This is a genomic window from Stenotrophomonas sp. SMYL8, assembly GCF_036320065.1.
Taxonomy (GTDB): Bacteria; Pseudomonadota; Gammaproteobacteria; order Xanthomonadales; family Xanthomonadaceae; genus Stenotrophomonas; species Stenotrophomonas maltophilia_A.
On sequence record NZ_JAWIRR010000004.1, the window covers coordinates 115,097 to 133,987 of the forward strand.

An 18,891-nucleotide genomic window follows, 5' to 3' on the forward strand; every position below is an offset into this window, starting at 1 on the left:
GGCGGCCTAGAGAGCGATCAGCAGGTCCGCAAGCAGCCTTGGCAGGAACAAGGCGGCCAGAACGCAGGCGAACAGGATGAGAATGACCTTTGCCGTCAATGGGCGACGGCGGGGATTGCTGAAATAGAGGTGCAGATCGCGCAGTTCATCTTCCAGTCCCCTCCGCACGCCTGCGTTCTGTGTACCGGGTTCGAGCAGCTGTCGCTCAAGCGCCTTCAGGCGCTTCATCAGCTCACGCGGCGGTGTAGCCCGCAGGATCAGCTGATTGAGCTCCTGAAGCCGGCGCGCCTGCGGCATCAGCGCTGCCACGAGATCATCCGGCGGAAGCTGTGAGACCCATCGCTGGGCGTCCGCATCCATCTCAGCCTGCAGCACATCGCGTTGCTGCTGCAGTTCGGCCAGGGAAGTGCGGCGCTGCCACATGAGGAGGCACAGTTGTGGTGGGTGGCGGGCAGTGTATCGCCCGCCGTCCCGGGAAGGGTGTCGATTTCCCGCCCCGTGGTTCGTCGGAACAGGAAAGGCAGGCCCTTCGACCTGCAGGAGTGCCACGATGTGCCCGATCCTCACCGCCTTCGCCACTTCCCCGGACCGCGGCCAGGGCCTGGCCCGTGACATGCGCGTGCGCTGGGCGCTGGAGGAGCTGGGCGTGCCCTACAACGTGCAGCTGCTCGGCTTTGCCGAGCTGAAGCAGCCCGCGCACCTGGCCCGCAACCCCTTCGGGCAGATCCCCACCTGGCAGGACGGCGGCCAGATCCTGTTCGAATCCGGCGCGATCGTGCTGCACCTGGCCGAGCAGCATGCCGGCCTGCTTCCTGCTGATCCAGATGCACGCATGCGCGCGATCATGTGGGTGTTCGCTGCATTGAATACAGTGGAGCCGCCCATCGTCGAGCGCTCGATGGCCTGGGTGCTGGAGCACGAGCAGCCCTGGTATGCGCAGCGTCTGCCAATGCTCGATGAGCGTGTGCGTATGCGGCTGGCGCAGCTGTCCGCCTGGTTGGGATCGGCGTTGTGGCTGGAGGGCGAGTTCAGCGCCGGCGACCTGATGATGGTTTCGGTGCTGCTGCGCCTGAAGAGCAGCGGCCTCCTCGATGAGTACCCGCAGGTGGTGGCCTATGTGGGCCGTGCAACGCAGCGCCCCGCCTACCAGCGTGCGTTTGTTGCGCAGCTGGCGGTGTTCCAGAACGCCTGACGCTACGCCCGTGGGCAGGCTTCAGTGCAGACTGCCCCGACATGCGGCCTGCACCAGCATCAGCTGCGCCACCAGGATCAGCATCGCGCAACCTGACAGCAGCCACGGGTCGATATACCACTGCGCGTTGAAGCTGAAATCTCCGGCGGAAATACGCTTCCAGCCGTTGAAGTGCTGCATCGCCGCGACCACGAACGCGAAGCCGCCCGCGGTATACGACAACCACGGCACGATGAGACCGCCCGGTCGTGCAAACAGCGTCAGCACACCCAGCACGCCGATGACCGTGCGCTGCACGCGGCAGTACGGGCAGACATAGGCCATCCCGCTCCATTCCACCGCCCAGGCCAGCAGGCTGACCAGCACCGCCGCGCCTGCCGCGATGTAGAGGACTCTGGGTGAGATCGTCAGGCTGCCATCGTGTGCCATCGCGCGCTCCTTCGTTCAAAGACCCTGGCAGGGTAGCAGCGCGGCAGGTTCAATCCTTCTTGAAGACCGTGCGCTTGCCGATCGGGCTGCTCTTGCGCGCCGTCGGCCGGGCCAGGCCGGGAATCAGGAAGTCGGTCACCTTGTGGCCCTTCTGCACCTTGGACGCCAGCCAGCGCGGCATGCGCCCGCGGCCGGACCAGGTCAGGCGCTTGTACTCCGGGTCACGGTACTTGGCAGCCACTTTCCCGGTTCTGCGCCGTGCCGGTTTCCGGCGGGGAGCGGCCTCTTCGTTCACCTCTCCGCCGAACAGCTCTTCGAGGGTATACCCCGCTTCTGCTGCTGCGGCCTTCAACATCCGCCGTACCGCACTGGCCGGACGGCGGCTGGAAATCAGCTGTTTCCGCTGTTCAGCGGCAACCACCAAGGCGCCCAGCTCCCGAAGGCTGAGCGATTCAATATCAATCGTCATGGGAGAAAGGTCTCCTGCGGACGGCCAGCTGTCAAGGCGCCTTGCCCTTGGCGTAGACACGGGCTTCACTGCCGGTGGGCTCCGATCGCCTTCGCCGTCCATCTCCGAGGACACCGACGTGAGCCACTCATCCCATTCGCTCGCTTACCTGCTTGCACGCCTCCTGCTGATGGCGCTGTTCCTCATCTCCGGCCTGGGCAAGCTCGGTGATCTCAGCGGCACCCAGGGCTACATGGAAGCGATGGGCGTGCCCGGCATCCTGCTCTGGCCCACCATCGCCTTCGAGATCGGCAGCGGACTGTGCATCCTGTTCGGCTTCCAGACCCGGCTGGTGTCGATCGTGCTGGTGGGTTTCAGCCTGGTCACCGCTTTCATCTTCCATCACAACTTCGCCGACCAGACCCAACAGATCATGTTCCTGAAGAACCTGGGGCTGGCCGGTGGCTTCCTGCTGCTGGCCTGCACCGGGGCCGGGCGGTACAGCATTGATGGCAGGGGGCGGCGCGGGTAAGCACCGATCGGCGACCCCCACGCGCTAGCGCCGAAGTTCAGCCTCCGGCGCCAATGTGTGGATCACCTTGCCCTGCGCATCGAGGAACTCGATCGCGCCGTAGCCTTCCGCAGTGACAGTCAGCCGCAGTCGCGTGCGGTCTGCCTTGTCGTTCAAGGCAATGGCCGGCGTGCCGTCAGGCCCGACCACCAGACCGATGCGGGTCGGTGCTTGCACCCCAGGAATCAGCTTGTTGCCCAATGCAGGCTCACGGATCAGTTTCGGAGCCTGGTTGATCGAAAAACTCACCGCACCATCGGGTGATACCCGCCAGCCGATCGCATCCATCGCCGGATGGTCCAGCGCAAGCACCGCCATGCCGCCGTCGACATCGGCGGTGCCGAAGCCACCGCGCTCGCTGCCCTGGTTGTCGTACAGCACCATGCCGGCAACGTTGAAGGCGCGCTTGTACTGCAGGCCATCGATGATCGGTGCCGGTGTCTTGCCCGACAGCGTCATGCGGATCACCCCCGTGTCATCGACGATATCGATGCGCCGTGCGGTGATGCGCTCGTGGTCCGGTGTTGCTACGCGCGTCTGCGGTGCCTTGTCGACGATCAGGCGTTGCAGGGTATCAACCGACGGGCGCTTGGGTGAGTCGGATGGCTCGGCAGCGGCAGGCAGTGCCGCAAGGGCAGTCAGGGCGACGAACATACGGGCACTGCGCTTCATGCGGGCTCCTTGTCGTACGGATCGGCGGAAGCCGCATCATGCCACCCTTGCAGCGCCCTCTCATGAGGGAGACGGAGTTTCCGGCAGCCGGAGCCCCTGTGCCAGGGCGAATGCACGTGACGCGCGCCAGTACGCCTCAGGCGGCCTCTGCAGTTCGGGCCGGCTCCAGTAGTCATTGATGTGCAGCACGCTCATCACGTCGACCCATGCAGCGCGCGCATCGTGGACGCACATGCGCCAGCGATGATGCGGCGGAAAGTACGCGTAGTACTCAAGCGCCTGCCGCTGTGCCTGCTCTTCGTCAATCCCTGCCTGATGGATCAACGTCCACGCATGCATATGGCGCGCGTGCGCAAGCGCACCGAGATACTCATCCTCATCCAGTAAGGGAATCGGCTCGCCGCGCGCCAGGCACAGCGCGTCCGATTCGGTGTCGTACTCCAGCGACGGCTGCACCAGTTCCGGGTTCTGGTGCCAATACCCTTCGCCCAGCACATGCAGCATCGCCCAGTGCCAGGGCTCGTCGTGGAAGAGCAGTTCGTGCTCGTATTCGTGGCCGGCGGTCTGGTCCGGATAGCGTTCGCGTGCCTGTCCGATTGCCAGCGCTTCGGGAATCTGGCCGTAGCGCACCAGGCACCAGGCGAACAGATGCCGGCTGTCTTCGATTTCAGTGGTGAAGTCTTCCACCGGGGCGCGGGTGTCGGGCATGTTCGATCCTTGCGTGTGGATCAGATGTTGCCTTGAAGGCAGACCAGCAGCCGTTCATGCACGCTGGGTTGGTGGGCCCACCAGGATTCGAACCTGGAACCAAGGGATTATGAGTCCCCTGCTCTAACCGTTGAGCTATAGGCCCTGCGCAGCGTCACAGTGTAGTGGAGCCTGCGCTCAACCGGCTACCCGCCGGCGCCAAGACACACTGAAAAACCCTCAGCCATCGCTGCGTAACGCCACGCGCCCAGGCTTGCGCAACAGCTGGCTCACCCAAACCGCGCGCCCATCTCCCGCACCCGCTCGGCGTTCGCGCCCGCCAACGACCGCATTGCCGGCGACTGGATCCGCCCGTCAACAGCCACGCACTGCCAGAATGCTTCAGCCACCGGCGCCGCCCAGCGCAGATGCTGCAGATCACCACTGCCCAGCGGCGCGACCGGCGACAGCGGCTCGTCCGCGCGCAACACGCCCAGCTTTGACGGCGCCAGCGACATCGGCAGCATGTCGTAGACCGGCGCCAGCGGCAGCGGACCGCGATCAATGAAGTGGAAGGCGATGTTGCCGTGGTGCATGTCGCTGTTGCCGATCAGCCGCCCGAACGCATGGCGTCGGCCCATCGCCTGCACGGTGTCGGCCGTCAGCCAGCCTTGATCACGCAGTTCGGCGCCTGCAACCGGCCACGCTGGGGTGACCTCGCCGGTGAACGCAGACGATAGCGACAGCAGCGAGACCAGGCCTCGCCGCCCCAGCAGATCGGGCGTGCGGTCGAAGCGCTCGATTTCCAGGAAGGTGTGCGTGGGCGACTGCAGCAGTTCGCTGGACGCCGCGGCTTGCCCGGACTCGCGCAGGGCCTCAAGCGCCAGATGTTCGCAGACCAGCAGATCGCTCCAGCGCTGGGCGGCGGCGCCTTCATCGGGCTGCGCGAACTTGACCAGGACCGAGCGGCGCCTGCCGTAGGCCTCTACGGTGGCGGTGAACTTGGGTTGCTCGCCACCCGGCGAGGAGCCCACGTCCTCTCCGTCCAGCGCAGCACGCGCACGCTCGCGATACTGTGCAAGACGATCGTCGGCCGCAACCCGATCGATCGGCACCTGCAACGTCTCCATCGCCGCCTCCACGGCGGCGGTACCGAGCAGCAGATCGCCCGCTTCAGTCCCGCCAGCGGTTACCAGGGCCATCAACACATCGTCCGGTTGCCAGCTCTTGAGGTCCTTCGGCAGGCCGAGCGCCTGCGCACGGCCATGGGCGAAGCTGCGACCAAGAAATCCCTGCGGTCGCAGGTCATCCAGGTACCACGGCAAGTCAGGAAAGAAGGCGGCAACGTCACCTTCGGGCGCGCGTCGCAGGTTCGGACAGTCAGGCCCGGCATCGACGTGGAAGCCGCCTCCTACCAGCGCAATTACCCGCCCCAGCTCCTCCAGCGTCGCATCTTCGCGCAGCCGGTACAGCGGCCATTCGCTGCCGGCCCGGGTGGGCCGCCGCAGTGCATAGGCGGTTGCCCGGGTGCTGCCCATGCGCACCACCTGCGGGCCACTGGCGGCCACCAGCCGGCTGAGCGCCATCCGGTCCACCCCCAGACGCTCGGCCAGCGCCGCGGCAGGTAGCGGCTGGCCGGGGGCCAGCTGAGCGATCAGATCCAGTACCTGTGGGCGTTGAGCGCGTGGCATGTGCATTACGTAATACGAAATTTGTTACGTAATTAGCATCAAAAAAGCGGGACTGCAAGCGCGGCTGTGCACCTATGAGCTTGAAAATAATGGACATATTCACGAAGAGCCAGCTTCGACGCGGGCCTTCCGTTACATTACTTGTTACGTAATCATAAGCCTCAGTCGAGCAAAGGCTCGGCTTTACAGGGATATGGTGGGCAAAGAAAAACCCCGCCGAAGCGGGGTTTCTCTCAAGGCTTCAACAGCCGCTGGAAATCAATCGATATCCAGGAAGCTGCGCAGCTGCTCCGAGCGGCTCGGGTGACGCAGCTTGCGCAGGGCCTTCGCTTCGATCTGGCGGATGCGCTCGCGGGTCACGTCGAACTGCTTGCCGACTTCCTCAAGGGTGTGGTCGGTGTTCATATCGATACCGAAGCGCATGCGCAGCACCTTGGCTTCCCTCGGGGTGAGGCCGGCCAGCACGTCGCGCACGGTTTCAGACAGATTGATGTTGGTGGTGTTCTCGATCGGGGACTCCACGTTGGTGTCCTCGATGAAGTCGCCCAGATGGGAATCCTCGTCGTCGCCGATCGGGGTTTCCATCGAGATCGGCTCCTTGGCGATCTTCATCACCTTGCGGATCTTGTCTTCCGGCATGTCCATTTCCTTGGCCAGCTCCTCCGGCGTAGCCTCGCGGCCGTACTGCTGGAGCATCTGGCGGGAAATGCGGTTCAACTTGTTGATCGTCTCGATCATGTGCACCGGAATACGGATGGTGCGCGCCTGGTCGGCGATCGAGCGGGTGATCGCCTGGCGGATCCACCAGGTGGCGTAGGTCGAGAACTTGTAACCGCGGCGGTACTCGAACTTGTCCACGGCCTTCATCAGGCCGATGTTGCCTTCCTGGATCAGGTCGAGGAACTGCAGGCCGCGGTTGGTGTACTTCTTGGCGATCGAGATCACCAGGCGCAGGTTGGCCTCGACCATTTCCTTCTTGGCCTTGCGCGCCTTGGCTTCGCCGTAGGCCATGGCACGGCTGATTTCCTTCAGCTCTTCCAGGTCCAGCTGGGTCAGCTTCTCGATGTCGATCGTCGCCTGCTGTTCGGCGATGATCTGGTCCTTCACTTCGCGCAGGGCCGACGACCACTTCTGCTTGCGCTTCAGCGCGTCTTCCACCCACTCCAGGTTGGTCTGGTTGCCTTCCCAGGAACGGATGAAGTCCTTGCGCGGCATGCGGGCGGTGACGGTCGCCAGATTCAGCACGCGGCGCTCATGGGCCTTGATCGACGCCATGGTGTCGCGCAGCTGCTTGGTCAGCACGTCGGTCAGCGGCAGCGGCAGCTTCAGGGTGACGAACACCGCCGACATCTCTTCGCGCAGGCGCGGCAGGTTCTTCTTGTCGCCCTTGGTCGCCGCCTTCTTGAAGGCATTGAAGGCATCGCTCAGCGCCTGCATGCGCGCAGCGACTTCCTCCGGATCCGGACCGGTCGGTGCGGCTTCTTCCTCGCCACCCTCGACATCATCGTCCTCGTCCTCGTCGCCTTCGGCGTCGGCATCGCTGCTGTCATCGGCAGCAGCCGCCGGCGGCGCCGGCTCTTCGTCGGCCAGGTCGTTGAAGCCAACGATCACTTCGGCCAGGCGCTTCTTGCCTTCCTTGTGGGCTTCGTAATCGGTCAGCAGCGACTCGACCGAAACCGGGAACTGGCCCAGGGCGGCCTGGACCTGCGAAAGGCCTTCCTCGATGCGCTTGGCGATGGCGATTTCGCCTTCGCGGGTCAGCAGCTCGACGGTGCCCATTTCGCGCATGTACATGCGCACCGGGTCGGTGGTACGGCCACCTTCGGTGTCGAGCGCGCTCAGCGCAGCGGCAGCTTCTTCGGCCGCAGTGTCATCGACTTCGCGGTTACCGGTGTTGCCGTCGTTGAGAAGCAGGGTTTCCACATCCGGCGCAACTTCATGGACATCGATGCCCATGCCGTTGATCATGCCGATGATGTCTTCGATCTGTTCCGGGTCGACCATGTCGTCCGGCAGATGGTCATTGACTTCGGCGTAGGTCAGGTAGCCCTGTTCCAGGCCCTTGCTGATCAGTTGCTTGATTTCGGATTGGGCAGGACGTTCGTTGGCCATGTAGTGCTCGCGCCACCGGCTAGGGAGAAATAGGGAACGTAGCATTATACCAGCCCGGGGCCCTGCCTGCCGGGCGGTGGTCCCGCAGGCTCAGGGCCTGAGAAGGAAGGTCACGGGACCGTCATTGACCAGGCTGACGACCATATGGGCACCAAACCGGCCCGTTTCCACCCCTGGCGCGTGATTTTCACGACAGATGTCGACAAATCGATTGAACCCGCGTTCAGCCTCGTCCGGCGGTGCGGCGCTGGTGAAGCTCGGCCGCATGCCCGAACGGGTATCGGCCGCCAGGGTGAACTGGCTGACCAGCAGCAGGCCGCCGCCGGTGTCGCGCAGCGACCGGTTCATCTTCCCGGCCTCGTCGGCGAACACCCGGTAACCCAGCAGGCGCTCGGCCATGCGCCGCAGCTGGGCCTCGGTATCGCCCGGTTCCATGCCCACCAGCGCCAGCAGGCCCGGACCAATCTGGCCGACCGCTTCGTCATCGACGTGGACGGCAGCCTGGCTGACACGCTGGATAAGGACGAGCATCGTGGGCTCCAATGAACGGGGCCGGCCACGATAGCAGCGCCCTTGGCTAAACTGGCGCAGATGAATCCGCAACGCAAAGCCCGGCTGGTCTACCGCGCCACCACCCTGTTCGCCCGCCTGCCCTGGCCGCTGCTGCGGGGAATCGCCCGTGCCCTATCCTGGACCTGGATCAGTCTCAACGCCCGTGAGAGCCGCGTCACCCGACGCAACCTGGAGCTGGCCTACCCGGACCTGGACCGCGCCACGCGCGACCGCCTGCACCGGGAGCTGCTGCGCTCCACCGCCCTGCAGGCCATCGAGACCCTGCGCCTGTGGAGCCAGGCGCCGGCCGACAACCTGCGCCTGCACCTGAAGCAGCGCCACGGCGAGGCCCTGTACGACGCCGCCCTGGCCAGCGGCAAGGGCGTGATCGTGGCCGCGCCGCACTTCGGCAACTGGGAGCTGCTGAACCAGTGGCTGGCCTCGCGCGGTCAGATCGCCATCGTCTACAAGCCACCGGAGGACGAGGCCAGCGATGCCTTCCTGCAACTGGTGCGGGGCGGCCAGAACGTACAGCAAGTGCGCGCCGAAGGCCCGGCCGTGCGCCAGCTGTTCAAGGTGCTCAAGGACGGCGGTGCCACCGGCATCCTGCCCGACCAGCAGCCCAAGGCCGGCGATGGCGTGTTCGTGCCGTTCTTCGGCGTGCAGGCCCTAACCATGACCCTGGTCAACCGGCTGGCCGAGCGCACCGGCGCCACCGTGCTGTATGGCTGGTGCGAGCGCATCGGCCCGGACATGGAATTCGCCCTGCACATCGAACCGACCGACGCCGCCGTGGCCGACCCCGACCCGCAGGTGGCCGCCACCGCGCTCAATGCCGGCATCGAGCGCATTGCCCGCCGCGATCCGGCGCAGTACCAGTGGACCTACAAGCGCTATACGCTGCGGCCACCGGGCAGCGGCGAGGAAGACCCGTACGCGACCGAAGAGCATCCGCACTGACGGCCGCCGCACCCAGGCCCATCCGGCCCCTGCGACCGGCGGCCGCACCACGTTGAATACGACGCCGGCGCCCCCATAGAGACTGCGATGTCCGACTCCCCCGGTCCTGCCATGTCTGCTGCTTCTTCCCTGTTCGGCGATCCGGCCGCGATCCGCTGCGAGCGCGCGGTGGCCGAACTGCGTGCCGGTCGCCCGGTGCTGCTCCACGATGGCCAGGGCCAGCGCCTGGCGGTGATCGCGCTGGACAGCGCCACGGCCAGCAGCTTCGCTGCCTTCGCCAATGCCGCCCGCGAGCGCCATTACCTGTTCCTGACCGCCACCCGCGCCCGCGTGCTTGGCGTGGAGGCCCCGCAAGGTGCGCGCCTGCCGCTGGCCGGTGTTGCCTTCGATGCCCTGCCCTCGCTGGGCTACCTGCGTGAACCGGGCCCGATGCCGGACGGCTGGAGCGCCGGTGACGCCTTCGATGCAGGCGCGGTGGAACTGGCCCGCCTCGGCCTGTTGCTGCCGGCGATGGTGGCGGTGCGCCTGGACGCCGAAGACCGCACCTTCGATGGCGCGGCAGAGGTTGCGCTGTGCGACCTGGCCGAGGGCGCAGCACATGCCGCGCATGACTACGAACTGGTGGCGCGTTCGCCGGTACCGCTGCGCGATGTCGGCATGACCACGTTCGCGGTGTTCCGTGGTGGCGTCGCCCAGCGTGACCAGGTCGCGATCATCGTCGGCGAACCGGATCTGTCGGCGGTGGTACCGGTACGCGTGCACTCCTCGTGCCTGACCGGCGACCTGTTCGGTTCGCTCAAGTGCGACTGCGGCGACCAGCTGCGGCGCGGCCTGCGCAAGCTGAAGGAACTGGGCGGCGGCGTGCTGCTGTACCTGGACCAGGAAGGACGCGGTACCGGCATCGCGGCCAAGATGCGTGCCTACGGCTACCAGCATGACGGCCTGGACACCATCGATGCCGATGCACAGCTCGGCTTCGGCGCCGACGAACGGCGCTACGGCAGCGCGGTGGCGATGCTGCGCGGCCTGGGCATTTCGCGCGTGGCCCTGCTCAGCAACAACCCGACCAAGGCGCAGCGCCTGCGCAACGCTGGCATCGAGGTGCTGGACTGCATTCCGGTCACCGGCGAGATCACCGCCGAGAACGAGCACTACCTGCGCACCAAGGCTGATCGTGCCGGCCACATGCTGGATGTGGACGCGCTGATCCAGGCTGCCCAGTAACGCAGCCGACCTGCTACCGTCTGCGCGGTGCGGCCACGGCCGCCACCGCCCGCCCTGCCACCTGACGGAGCCCGCGTGACCGACGTTCCCCTTACTGCTCCGACCACCGATGCCTGGCAGTCGCTGCCGCGCCGCGCCGCGCGGCTGGCCGCACTGGAAGGTGCCTTCGGCGGCCTGTTTGTGCCGGGCCTGCCGCTGGCCGCAGCCGCGTGGTTCTTCGACCTGCCCGGCGGCCTGTGGACGGCCGCCCTTGGGCTGCTGGTGGGGGCTGCATGTGGCGCGTGGCTCGGCCACCGCCGCCTGGTCCGCACCCGTTGGCGGCTGGACGCACAGGGCCTGGGCCTGCGCCGTGACCTGATGTGGCAGCTGGAAACCCGCATTCCCCTGTCGCGCGTGCAGCACCTGGACCTGCGCCGTGGACCACTGGAACGCCGTGCTGGCCTGGCCACGCTGATCGTGCACACCGCCGGCACCCGCATGAGCGCGGTGACCGTCAGCGGCCTGGACGAGGCGGATGCCGAGCGCCTGCGCGATACCCTGTCCCACCAGCTCGACCAGGACGCCGACGCCCTGTGAGCCTGCCACCGCCTCTGCCTGCAGCACTGCCCGCCGGTGGCGAGGACCACCGCCTGCATCCGTGGTCGTGGTTGTTCGTACTGTTGATGCAGTTGCGCCATTACTTCCTGCCGCTGGTCGCACTGCTGGTGTTCGGCCAGCGCGGCGACCGCGACCCGATGTGGGCGCAGCTGATTCCGCTGACGGCAATTGCCGCACTGGTACTGGTGTCGGTGCTGCAGTACCTCAGCTACCGCTACCGTATCGGTAGTGATGCGATCACCGTGCGCAGCGGCCTGCTCGCGCGCAACCGGCGCGAGATTCCGTTCGCGCGCATCCACAACGTGGAGGTGCGGCAGAACCCGCTGCACCGCCTGTTTGGTGTGGCCGAGCTGCGCCTGGAATCGGCCGGTGGCGTGCGCCCGGAAGCGGAAATGCGGGTGCTGAAGCTGGACCAGGCGCTGGCGCTGGAACGGCTGGTCCGCCAGCGCGGGCAGGCGCCGCAGGCCGCCGGCATCACCGAGCCCGACCCGGTTGCCAGCACCGCGACTGAGAACGAGCAGGTACTGCTGCGCCTGTCGAGCTGGGACGTGGTACGCATGGGCCTGCTCTCCAACCGCGGCTGGGCGCTGGCGATCGCCGCGTTCGGCGTGCTGTTCCAGACCGTGCCACGGCCGGTGATGGACGATGCCCTCCAGCGCGGTGGACGCGAAGCCTTTGGCTACGCCAGCCATCTGCACCCCGGCGTGACCGGTGCGTTTCTGCTGCTGGCTGCCGCGCTGCTGCTGGGCTGGCTGGCGCTGCGCGTGCTGTCGGTGGTGCTGACGCTGCTGCGCTACCACGGCTTCACCCTCAGCGAGCAGGACCGACGCCTGACCGTATCGGCCGGTCTGCTCAGCCGCACCCGCAGCAGCGTGGCGCGCCGGCGCATCCAGGCCTGGACGCTGCGCGAAGGTACTTTGCAGCGCTGGTTCGGGCTGCGTCAGCTGCGCATCGACAGTGCCGCCGGTGGCCCCGCGCGCGATGAGGACCGCGCCCTGCGCGAACTCGCGCCGCTGGCGTCCAGTACACGTTGTGAGCAGCTGGTGCAGCACCTGCTGCCGCAGCTGCAGTGGCCTCCGCTGCAATGGCAGTCCATTCCGCAGCGCGGCTGGTGGCGGCTGTGCCTGGGCGCACTGGTGCTGGTGCCGCTGCTGGCTGCGGCCGCGTACTGGCGCTGGGGCCCATGGGGCCTGCTGGTGCTGGCGTGGCTGCCGGTGGCGCTGCTGGTCGCGCACCGGCAGATGGCACGCATGGGCTGGTACCTGGACGAACACTATGTGGCGGTGCGCGGCGGCTGGTGGAAGCGCTGGTGGCGCTGGGCCGAGCTGGACAAGGTGCAGGGCCTGCGCCTGCAACGCTCGCCGCTAGACAAACTGCTGGGCACCAGCAGCCTGCAGCTGGATACCGCCGGCGCGCATGGTGATGTGGCGCTGACGCTGCATCATCTGCCGCAGGCACAGGCCCAACAGGTGATGGATCAACTGGCCGCGGCGCTGGCGCGGCGCAAGCTGCGCTGGTAAGCACTACAGGTCGTGCCGATCGCCGGCCGGCAACTGCCGCCATTCCCGAGGTTGCCGGCCAGCGGCCGGCACTACCGCGAGCGGGGTCAGCGAGGCATCAGCGCTGCGACGGGCCCCAATACCCCAGGTTCTTGCGGATCTGCAGATCGCGCACCCAGCTGCCGAATGGCTTGCGCCGCAACGCACCCATTTCACCGGACAGGAAATCCTCGGTGGCCGCGATCACCCGTTCACTGGAGCGGCCATCGCGGTAAGGGTGGATGGCATCGGCGTAGCGCACGATTTCCGCCTGCAGCGCGGCGTCCGGGTGCAGCGCGCGCTGCAGCATCGCCTGCAGCTGCGCAGGATCATCGAAGTCGATCATGTGCGGCTTCGGCACGCGGTTGCGGAAGGTCACCACCGGCTTGTGCTGCACGATGAACTCCGAAACGATCGATGAGGTGTCCGACACCAGCACATCGGCGGCACGCTGCGCGGCCATCACCTGCTCCGGCTCGATGAAGCGGGCATTGGCACCGGCCAGCGCGCGGTAGCGTTCGAACAGTTCCGGTGGGCACTTCGGGTGCAGGGTCAGCAGCCAGTAGTGATCACCGGCGGCGATATCAGCGGCGATCTGCGCATGCAGGTGCGGAGCCGCGCTGAGCCGCTCGGTGAAGGTGGAACCGAACAGGATCACCGGGCGGTCACCGGCCGGTGCGCGCAGCGCGGAACTCTCGCCTCCGTCATCGCGGAACAGCGGGTCCAGCTTCGGCCAGCCAGTCTCGGCCACGGCGAAGTGGCCCTGCAGGCTGGCGATCTCGCGGAACGGTGCGGTCGTGGCCGGCCCCTGCGTGCAGTACAGGTCGAACATGCCGCGCACCCGGAAGTGGCCGCGCGCACTGTCCCGCTTCTCCACGTTGAAGCCATGGAACAGCTGCACCTTGGCCCCCGAAAGGAAGGTCGGCACCCAGTTGGCCGCGCTGAACACCGCCCGCGGACGCATTGCCAGGGCCTGCTTCAGGCCCACGTTGGGCACCCCCGGCAGGCTGCTGCCGGCCGCGCCGTCCTCGAACCAGGCCGCCACCTCCTGCCCGGACGCGTGCAAGGCCTGCGCCAACGGGGCGAGAATAGGCAGCGCATAGCGCTCCGTCGCAAACAACAGGTACCCGGCCATCATGTCCTCCACGACCGCTCCCATCGAACGGCCTCGCATCTCGGCGTGCATTATCGCGTTCAACGAGGCCGGGCGCATCGGCGACTGCCTGGCCTCGCTGGCCTTCTGCGATGAGATCGTGGTGGTGGACTCGCAGTCCACCGATGCCACCGTAGCCATCGCCGAGTCCGCCGGTGCCCGCGTGCTGCAGCGCCGGTTCGAGGGCTTCCGCAGCCAGAAGGCGTTCTGCGTCGAGCAGGCCAGCCACGACTGGGTGCTGTGCCTGGACGCCGACGAGCGCATCAGCCCCGAGCTGCGCACCGCCATCGAGCAGGCCCGCGACGGTGGCTTCGGCGGCCAGGCCGGCTACCGCTTCGCCCGCCTCTCGGAGTACTTCGGGAAGTTCCTGCGCCATGGCAATGCCTACCCGGACCGGGTGATGCGCCTGTTCGACCGCCGCCGCGGCGGCTGGCGCGGCAAGCGCGAGATCCACGAGGCGGCCAGTGTCGACGGCAGTGTGGGCACCCTGCGCGGCGACCTGATCCACTATCCGTACCGGTCATTGCAGCAGCAGCTGGCCAAGACCGAGAAGTACGCGCGGATGATGGCCGAGCACGAGTTCGCACGCGGCAAGCGGGCCACGCTGGGCAAGCTGGTGCTGGCGCCGGCCTGGCGGTTCTGGCGCGGCTTCCTGTTCCGTGGCGGCTTCCGCGACGGCTGGCACGGCCTGGTCTACGCCTATGTACGGGCCAACTACGTGCGGCAGAAGACCATCATGTTGTGGATGCTGGGCAATGGACAGGCGGTGGCCGACCCGGCGCCTTCCGCGGACCGGCCTTGACCACGCTGTGTCACACTGCGCGGGCGTTGCCTGAAGACCCCCCATGAGAATCCTGTACACCAACTTCCACTACGGCGACGGTGGCGGTCACACCACGTACATCGTCTCGCTGGCGCGAGCCCTGCATGGCCAGCACACGCTCCATGTCGCCGCACCGGCCGACAGCCGCCTGCTGCGGACCATGGCCGATGAAGGCCTCGCCCGCACACTGCCGATTGCGTTCGGCAGCGGCCTGCCAACGCTGCCCCGGCAGCTGGCCGAACAGCGCGCGCTGCGCAGGCTGGTGCGCGAAGAAGGCATCGACCTGATCCACGTCAACGGTGCACGTGACCACCGCTTCGTGATGCAGGGCCTGCTCGGCATGCGCCGCCCGCCGATCATCCTCACCAAGCACAACAGCAAGCCGACCAACACCCTGGGCAACGCCTTCCGTGCCCGCCTGGCCACCGACCGCGTGATCGCAGTATCGGCCGACACCAAGCGCCTGCTGGAACAGGGCCCGTACCGTCGCTGCCCGATCGACGTCGTCCGCAACGGCGTGGACCTCGAGCGTTACTCGCCACAGCCGGCCGGCACCGGTTGCGCGCTGCGCCAGCAATGGACGCAGGATCCACGGGCGCTGGTGCTGGTCAGCAACGCCGGCACCGACGATTACAAAGGCTGGATCGACCTGGCCAAGGCCATCGCGCGGCTACCCGATGCGGTGCGTCCGCATGTGCACATGGCCGTGGCCGGCCACCTGCCCAGCGCGCAGCAGCGCGAACAGGTGCAGGCGCTGGGCGAGGTGGCCGCGCAGGTGCACTTCACCGGCCTGCTGGCCGATACCCGTGTCCTGATCGCGGCTGGCGATGCTGGCTTCGTACTGTCCCATGACGTCGAGACGATCTCCTTCGCCTGCCGCGAGATGATGGCCAGCGCCAAGCCGATGCTGGTCAGCGACTACGCAGGCCTGCCGGAGAACATCGAACAAGGCGTCGATGGCTGGGTGGTTGCCACACGCGACATCGACGCCATCGCCGCCCAGGTACAGGCGCTGTACGCACAGCGCGATGCGCTGTCGGAACAGGGCCGCGCAGCACGCCGCCATGCACAGCGGGAGTTCGGCCTGCAGACATTCGCCGACGCCACGCTGGCCAGCTACCACGCCGCCCTGGCCAGCACCTGAGCCACGCTCCCCGAACGCTCAATCGGTGATGCCGGGCCCCTGCAGGCGGCGCTCGTGCTCGAGTTCCGCCGCTGACGGCCGGCAGTCGCCGGCGACCGCATCGGCAGGCACCAGCCACCAGCGGCGACGATTGGAAATGCCCGCCATCTCGGCCCGCGCACGATCGATGCAGGCCTGCATCGCATCCTCGTTCACCAGCAGCCAGCGTTGCTGCGGAACCAGCCGCTGCCAGCGCACGGCCGCCTGCAGCTGTTGATGCCAACGTGCTTCGAATCCAAAGGTGGCCGCCGGGCGATCGGCCATCAGCAGGTTCTGCTCTTTCCATGCCACCAGTCCCAGCTCGGCCTGCGGGCCGATGCGTGCACTCACTTCACGCATCAGGCCACGGGCCGAGCTGGAGTCGTTCAACACCGGATAACCGACCAGGCTGTACAGCACCCAGACTCCTGCCAGGGTAGAGACCAGGGCAACGTGCCGACGCTGGCGCCCGCACACCCACAGGCTCAAGGCCGACCAGACCGCCATCGCCAGCGCCGCCCAGGCCAGCGCATCGGTGGCACCGGGAAGCAACCCGCGGCCATGGGTAAGGCGCACTTCGAAATCCGGATCACCCAGCAGCGCCAGCGCACCCACCAGCCCCAGCGCCAGTGCCAGCAACGCGGTGAATGCGCCCAGCAGGCGCTGCACATCGCGTCGCCTCAGCAGCCCGGGCAGCAACGGCGCCAACGCCAGGCAGAACATCGGCAATGCCGGCAGGATGTAGACGTCGCGCTTGCCGTGCGGAAGGGAGAAGAACAGCACGACCAGCAGCCACCAGGCCAACGGCAGCAGGTAGCGCGCATCGCGCCGGCGCAGCCGCCGGAACCAGGCCGGAAGCGCCCAGGGCAGCAGCAGGAACGCGGGAATCCACATCGACGGCATGATCGCCAGGAAGTACCACCACGGCTGGTGATGGTCCCAGGACTGCGTATAGCGCCGCGCAGTCTGCCGGAACAGGATGTCGTCCATGTAGGCGCGGTACGGCTCCGAACCGGTGGCGAAGCATGCCAGCAGCATCGGCGCCAGCCACAACGACACCGCCAGCAGGAAGGCCAACGGTGCCAGCCAGAAACGCAGGTCGCGCACGTGCAGGCGTACCCGCGGCCAGTGCAGCACGGATGCGACTGCCGCCGGCGCGATCATCATCAGCGCCAGCACGCCTACGCCCTTGGTGATCACACCGATGCCGGCAAAGAACCAGCCCAGCCACCACCAGCGCCAGGCCGGACCCAGCAGCAGATGGCGCAGCAGGCCGTAGTTGGCCAGGGTGATGAACAGCACCACCAGCGGATCGATCTGCGCCTTCTTCGCCTGGAAGGTGAAGTGCAGCGCGAACAGCAGTGCCCAGCCCGCGTACAGCCCCACCTGCCGCGTCCACAGGCGGCGGCCGAGATCGACCACGCACCACAGCGTGCCCAGCGCGGCCAGCAGCGAGGGCAGCAGGAACGCCACCCGCCAGTGGCCGACCAGGCTGTACATCGCCGCCTGCAACCACATCAGCATCGGCGGCTTGTCCGAATAGAGCTCGGGGCCGCGATGCGGGAACAACCAGTAGCCACTGTCGACCATCTGCTTGGCCACCAGCGCGAAACGTGGCTCGTCCGAGGGCCACGGATCACGGAGGCCCAGGCCGGCCCCCAGCACCAGCAGGGCCATCACCACCAACAACCACGTCTGGCGCGACGCGTGGGCTTTCAGCATGGGACTCGAAACGGCAGCGGGGGTCAGGCTGCTTTTAACAGACGCGCGTAGAAGAAACCGTCAGCATCGTTTTCACCCGGCAGCCGCTGGCGCGCCACCCCTTCGCAATCCACGCCGAATGCATCGCCCAGCGGCTGCGCCACGGCATCCGGATGCCACTTCAGGAACGCGCGCACCTGATCGATGTTCTCGGCGCGCAGGATCGAACAGGTGGCATACAACAGCACGCCGCCCGGGCGCAGCATCGACCAGCAGGCTTCCAGCAGGCGCGCCTGCACGCCGACCAGTGCATCGATGTCTTCGGCGCGACGGTGGAACATCACATCCGGCTGGCGGCGGATCACGCCGGTCGCCGAGCACGGCGCATCAAGCAGGATCGCGTCGAACGGCACGCCATCCCACCAGGCGCCCGGATCACTGGCATCTGCCGCCAGGGTCTGCGCATGCTCGCCCACGCCGGTACGGGTGTAGGTATCGCGTGCACGGGCCAGGCGGCGCGCGTCGATATCCAGCGCCAGCAGGCGCAGGCTGGGGTCGCGCTCGAGCAGATGCGCCGACTTGCCGCCGGGTGCCGCACAAGCGTCCAGCACGCGGGCACCGGCCACCGGGGCCAGCGCATCGGCGGCACACTGCGCCGACAGGTCCTGCACCGAGATCGCGCCCTCGGCGAAGCCGGGCAGCTGATTCACGGCAACCGGAGAGGCCAGGCGCAACGCGTCGGCACTGAGCGGACTGGCTTCTGCGGCAATGCCGACTTCGGCCAGCGCGGCCAGTGCCTTGTCACGACCGCCCTGCTGGCGGTTGGCGCGCAGCCACAGTGGCGCCGGTTGCAGGCTGGCGCTGAAGATCGCGTCGGCCTGTGCCGGCCAATCGCGTTCCACCGCATCGGCCAGCCATTCCGGGAAGGCATCGCGCGCTGGCTGCTCCGGGAAACCTTCGCGCTGCGCGCGGCGCAGGATCGCATTGACCAGGCCCGCCTGGCGCTCACGGCCCAGTGCACGCGCGGCATCGACGGTGGCCGACAGCGCCGCGTGCGCCGGCAGCTCCAGCACGTCCAGCTGGGCGAACCCGACCATCAGCAGCGTGCGCAGATCGGCATCACGCGCCGACAGCGGCTTCTGCATCCACGACTGCAGCGCCGCGTCATAAGTGCTGCGGCGGCGCAGGACGGCGAAACACAGGGCTTCCAGCAGCGCACGGTCGCGGCTGTCGGCCAGCTTCGGCAGCGCCCAGGCCAGTTCGGCCTTCAGCGAACGGCCACGGGTGAACACCTGTGCCAGCACACGTGCGGCCAGCATGCGCGTGGCCGCGCCCGGCGCCGCCTTGGCGACGGAGAAATCGTTCTGCTTCGACACCGC

General features: G+C 67.3%; 19 protein-coding genes and 1 tRNA gene. 8 read left to right on the top strand and 12 right to left on the bottom strand.

The annotated features are described in order from the left end of the window. Positions 1 to 6: 6 nt before the first annotated feature. Positions 7 to 423 (bottom strand): hypothetical protein, encoded by a 417-nt coding sequence (locus V3B25_RS05535; protein ID WP_049423734.1) that lies wholly within the window; start codon positions 421 to 423, stop codon positions 7 to 9. A gap of 127 nt (positions 424 to 550) precedes the next feature. Between V3B25_RS05535 and V3B25_RS05540 the strand changes: the two genes are divergently transcribed. After that, positions 551 to 1,192 carry a glutathione S-transferase family protein gene (locus V3B25_RS05540; RefSeq protein WP_329810277.1) on the top strand — a complete coding sequence of 214 codons (642 nt, stop codon included), beginning with the start codon at positions 551 to 553 and terminating at the stop codon, positions 1,190 to 1,192. Positions 1,193 to 1,213: 21 nt separating this feature from the next. On the opposite strand, the gene V3B25_RS05545 is transcribed toward V3B25_RS05540, so the two are convergent. After that, complete coding sequence (locus V3B25_RS05545) at positions 1,214 to 1,621, bottom strand: hypothetical protein (protein ID WP_329810278.1); 408 nt, start codon at positions 1,619 to 1,621, stop codon at positions 1,214 to 1,216. Positions 1,622 to 1,670: 49 nt separating this feature from the next. Beyond that, positions 1,671 to 2,090 carry an H-NS histone family protein gene (locus V3B25_RS05550; protein WP_049423730.1) on the bottom strand — a complete coding sequence of 140 codons (420 nt, stop codon included), beginning with the start codon at positions 2,088 to 2,090 and terminating at the stop codon, positions 1,671 to 1,673. 118 nt (positions 2,091 to 2,208) lie between these two features. On the opposite strand from V3B25_RS05550, the gene V3B25_RS05555 reads away from it, so the two are divergent. Beyond that, positions 2,209 to 2,601: a DoxX family protein gene (locus tag V3B25_RS05555; RefSeq protein ID WP_329810279.1), complete on the top strand. Its 393-nt coding sequence runs from the start codon at positions 2,209 to 2,211 to the stop codon at positions 2,599 to 2,601. A gap of 24 nt (positions 2,602 to 2,625) precedes the next feature. On the opposite strand, the gene V3B25_RS05560 is transcribed toward V3B25_RS05555, so the two are convergent. From V3B25_RS05560 to dtd, 6 genes are all read right to left on the bottom strand, one after another. Continuing rightward, positions 2,626 to 3,312, bottom strand: a complete 687-nt coding sequence (locus tag V3B25_RS05560; RefSeq protein ID WP_329810280.1) for a hypothetical protein — start codon at positions 3,310 to 3,312, stop codon at positions 2,626 to 2,628. 60 nt (positions 3,313 to 3,372) lie between these two features. Continuing rightward, the gene (locus V3B25_RS05565; RefSeq protein ID WP_329810281.1) at positions 3,373 to 4,020 is read right to left on the bottom strand and encodes a hypothetical protein; all 648 of its coding nucleotides are present in this window, start codon (positions 4,018 to 4,020) and stop codon (positions 3,373 to 3,375) included. 69 nt (positions 4,021 to 4,089) lie between these two features. Continuing rightward, positions 4,090 to 4,165: transfer RNA gene (locus V3B25_RS05570), tRNA-Ile, on the bottom strand. Positions 4,166 to 4,289: 124 nt separating this feature from the next. Next, positions 4,290 to 5,690, bottom strand: a complete 1,401-nt coding sequence (gene yjjJ / locus V3B25_RS05575; RefSeq protein WP_065428852.1) for a type II toxin-antitoxin system HipA family toxin YjjJ — start codon at positions 5,688 to 5,690, stop codon at positions 4,290 to 4,292. A 258-nt stretch (positions 5,691 to 5,948) separates the two neighbouring features. Further along, complete coding sequence (rpoD, locus tag V3B25_RS05580; protein WP_014038623.1) at positions 5,949 to 7,802, bottom strand: RNA polymerase sigma factor RpoD; 1,854 nt, start codon at positions 7,800 to 7,802, stop codon at positions 5,949 to 5,951. A 90-nt stretch (positions 7,803 to 7,892) separates the two neighbouring features. After that, positions 7,893 to 8,333 carry a D-aminoacyl-tRNA deacylase gene (gene dtd, locus V3B25_RS05585; protein WP_201117431.1) on the bottom strand — a complete coding sequence of 147 codons (441 nt, stop codon included), beginning with the start codon at positions 8,331 to 8,333 and terminating at the stop codon, positions 7,893 to 7,895. Positions 8,334 to 8,393: 60 nt separating this feature from the next. Between dtd and V3B25_RS05590 the strand changes: the two genes are divergently transcribed. The 4 genes from V3B25_RS05590 to V3B25_RS05605 all read left to right on the top strand — a co-directional run bounded on the left by V3B25_RS05590 (position 8,394) and on the right by V3B25_RS05605 (position 12,655). Then, a complete protein-coding gene (locus V3B25_RS05590) occupies positions 8,394 to 9,314 on the top strand; it encodes a lauroyl acyltransferase (RefSeq protein WP_049461974.1) in 921 nt (306 codons plus the stop codon). 87 nt (positions 9,315 to 9,401) lie between these two features. After that, the gene (ribA, locus tag V3B25_RS05595; RefSeq protein ID WP_049401010.1) at positions 9,402 to 10,538 is read left to right on the top strand and encodes a GTP cyclohydrolase II RibA; all 1,137 of its coding nucleotides are present in this window, start codon (positions 9,402 to 9,404) and stop codon (positions 10,536 to 10,538) included. A gap of 75 nt (positions 10,539 to 10,613) precedes the next feature. Continuing rightward, positions 10,614 to 11,114: a PH domain-containing protein gene (locus tag V3B25_RS05600; protein ID WP_125892202.1), complete on the top strand. Its 501-nt coding sequence runs from the start codon at positions 10,614 to 10,616 to the stop codon at positions 11,112 to 11,114. Beyond that, on the top strand, positions 11,111 to 12,655 hold the full coding sequence (locus tag V3B25_RS05605; protein ID WP_032128560.1) for a PH domain-containing protein: 1,545 nt from the start codon (positions 11,111 to 11,113) through the stop codon (positions 12,653 to 12,655). The genes V3B25_RS05600 and V3B25_RS05605 overlap by 4 nt, the downstream gene beginning before the upstream one ends. A gap of 97 nt (positions 12,656 to 12,752) precedes the next feature. Here the strand turns inward: V3B25_RS05605 and V3B25_RS05610 are convergent, their stop codons facing one another. Next, positions 12,753 to 13,811, bottom strand: coding sequence for a CDP-glycerol glycerophosphotransferase family protein (locus V3B25_RS05610; RefSeq protein WP_329810282.1), 1,059 nt, complete (start codon positions 13,809 to 13,811; stop codon positions 12,753 to 12,755). Here V3B25_RS05610 and V3B25_RS05615 point away from each other — a divergent pair. Beyond that, positions 13,810 to 14,628 carry a glycosyltransferase family 2 protein gene (locus V3B25_RS05615; protein WP_049401006.1) on the top strand — a complete coding sequence of 273 codons (819 nt, stop codon included), beginning with the start codon at positions 13,810 to 13,812 and terminating at the stop codon, positions 14,626 to 14,628. The genes V3B25_RS05610 and V3B25_RS05615 overlap by 2 nt on opposite strands. 43 nt (positions 14,629 to 14,671) lie before the next feature. Further along, a complete protein-coding gene (locus tag V3B25_RS05620) occupies positions 14,672 to 15,793 on the top strand; it encodes a glycosyltransferase family 4 protein (RefSeq protein WP_329810283.1) in 1,122 nt (373 codons plus the stop codon). Between the two features lie 18 nt (positions 15,794 to 15,811). Here the strand turns inward: V3B25_RS05620 and V3B25_RS05625 are convergent, their stop codons facing one another. Both V3B25_RS05625 and rsmB read right to left on the bottom strand, forming a co-directional pair. Next, positions 15,812 to 17,533 (bottom strand): glycosyltransferase family 39 protein, encoded by a 1,722-nt coding sequence (locus V3B25_RS05625; RefSeq protein WP_329810284.1) that lies wholly within the window; start codon positions 17,531 to 17,533, stop codon positions 15,812 to 15,814. A 23-nt stretch (positions 17,534 to 17,556) separates the two neighbouring features. Continuing rightward, on the bottom strand, positions 17,557 to 18,888 hold the full coding sequence (gene rsmB, locus V3B25_RS05630; RefSeq protein WP_107433227.1) for a 16S rRNA (cytosine(967)-C(5))-methyltransferase RsmB: 1,332 nt from the start codon (positions 18,886 to 18,888) through the stop codon (positions 17,557 to 17,559). Between the last annotated feature and the right edge of the window lie 3 nt (positions 18,889 to 18,891).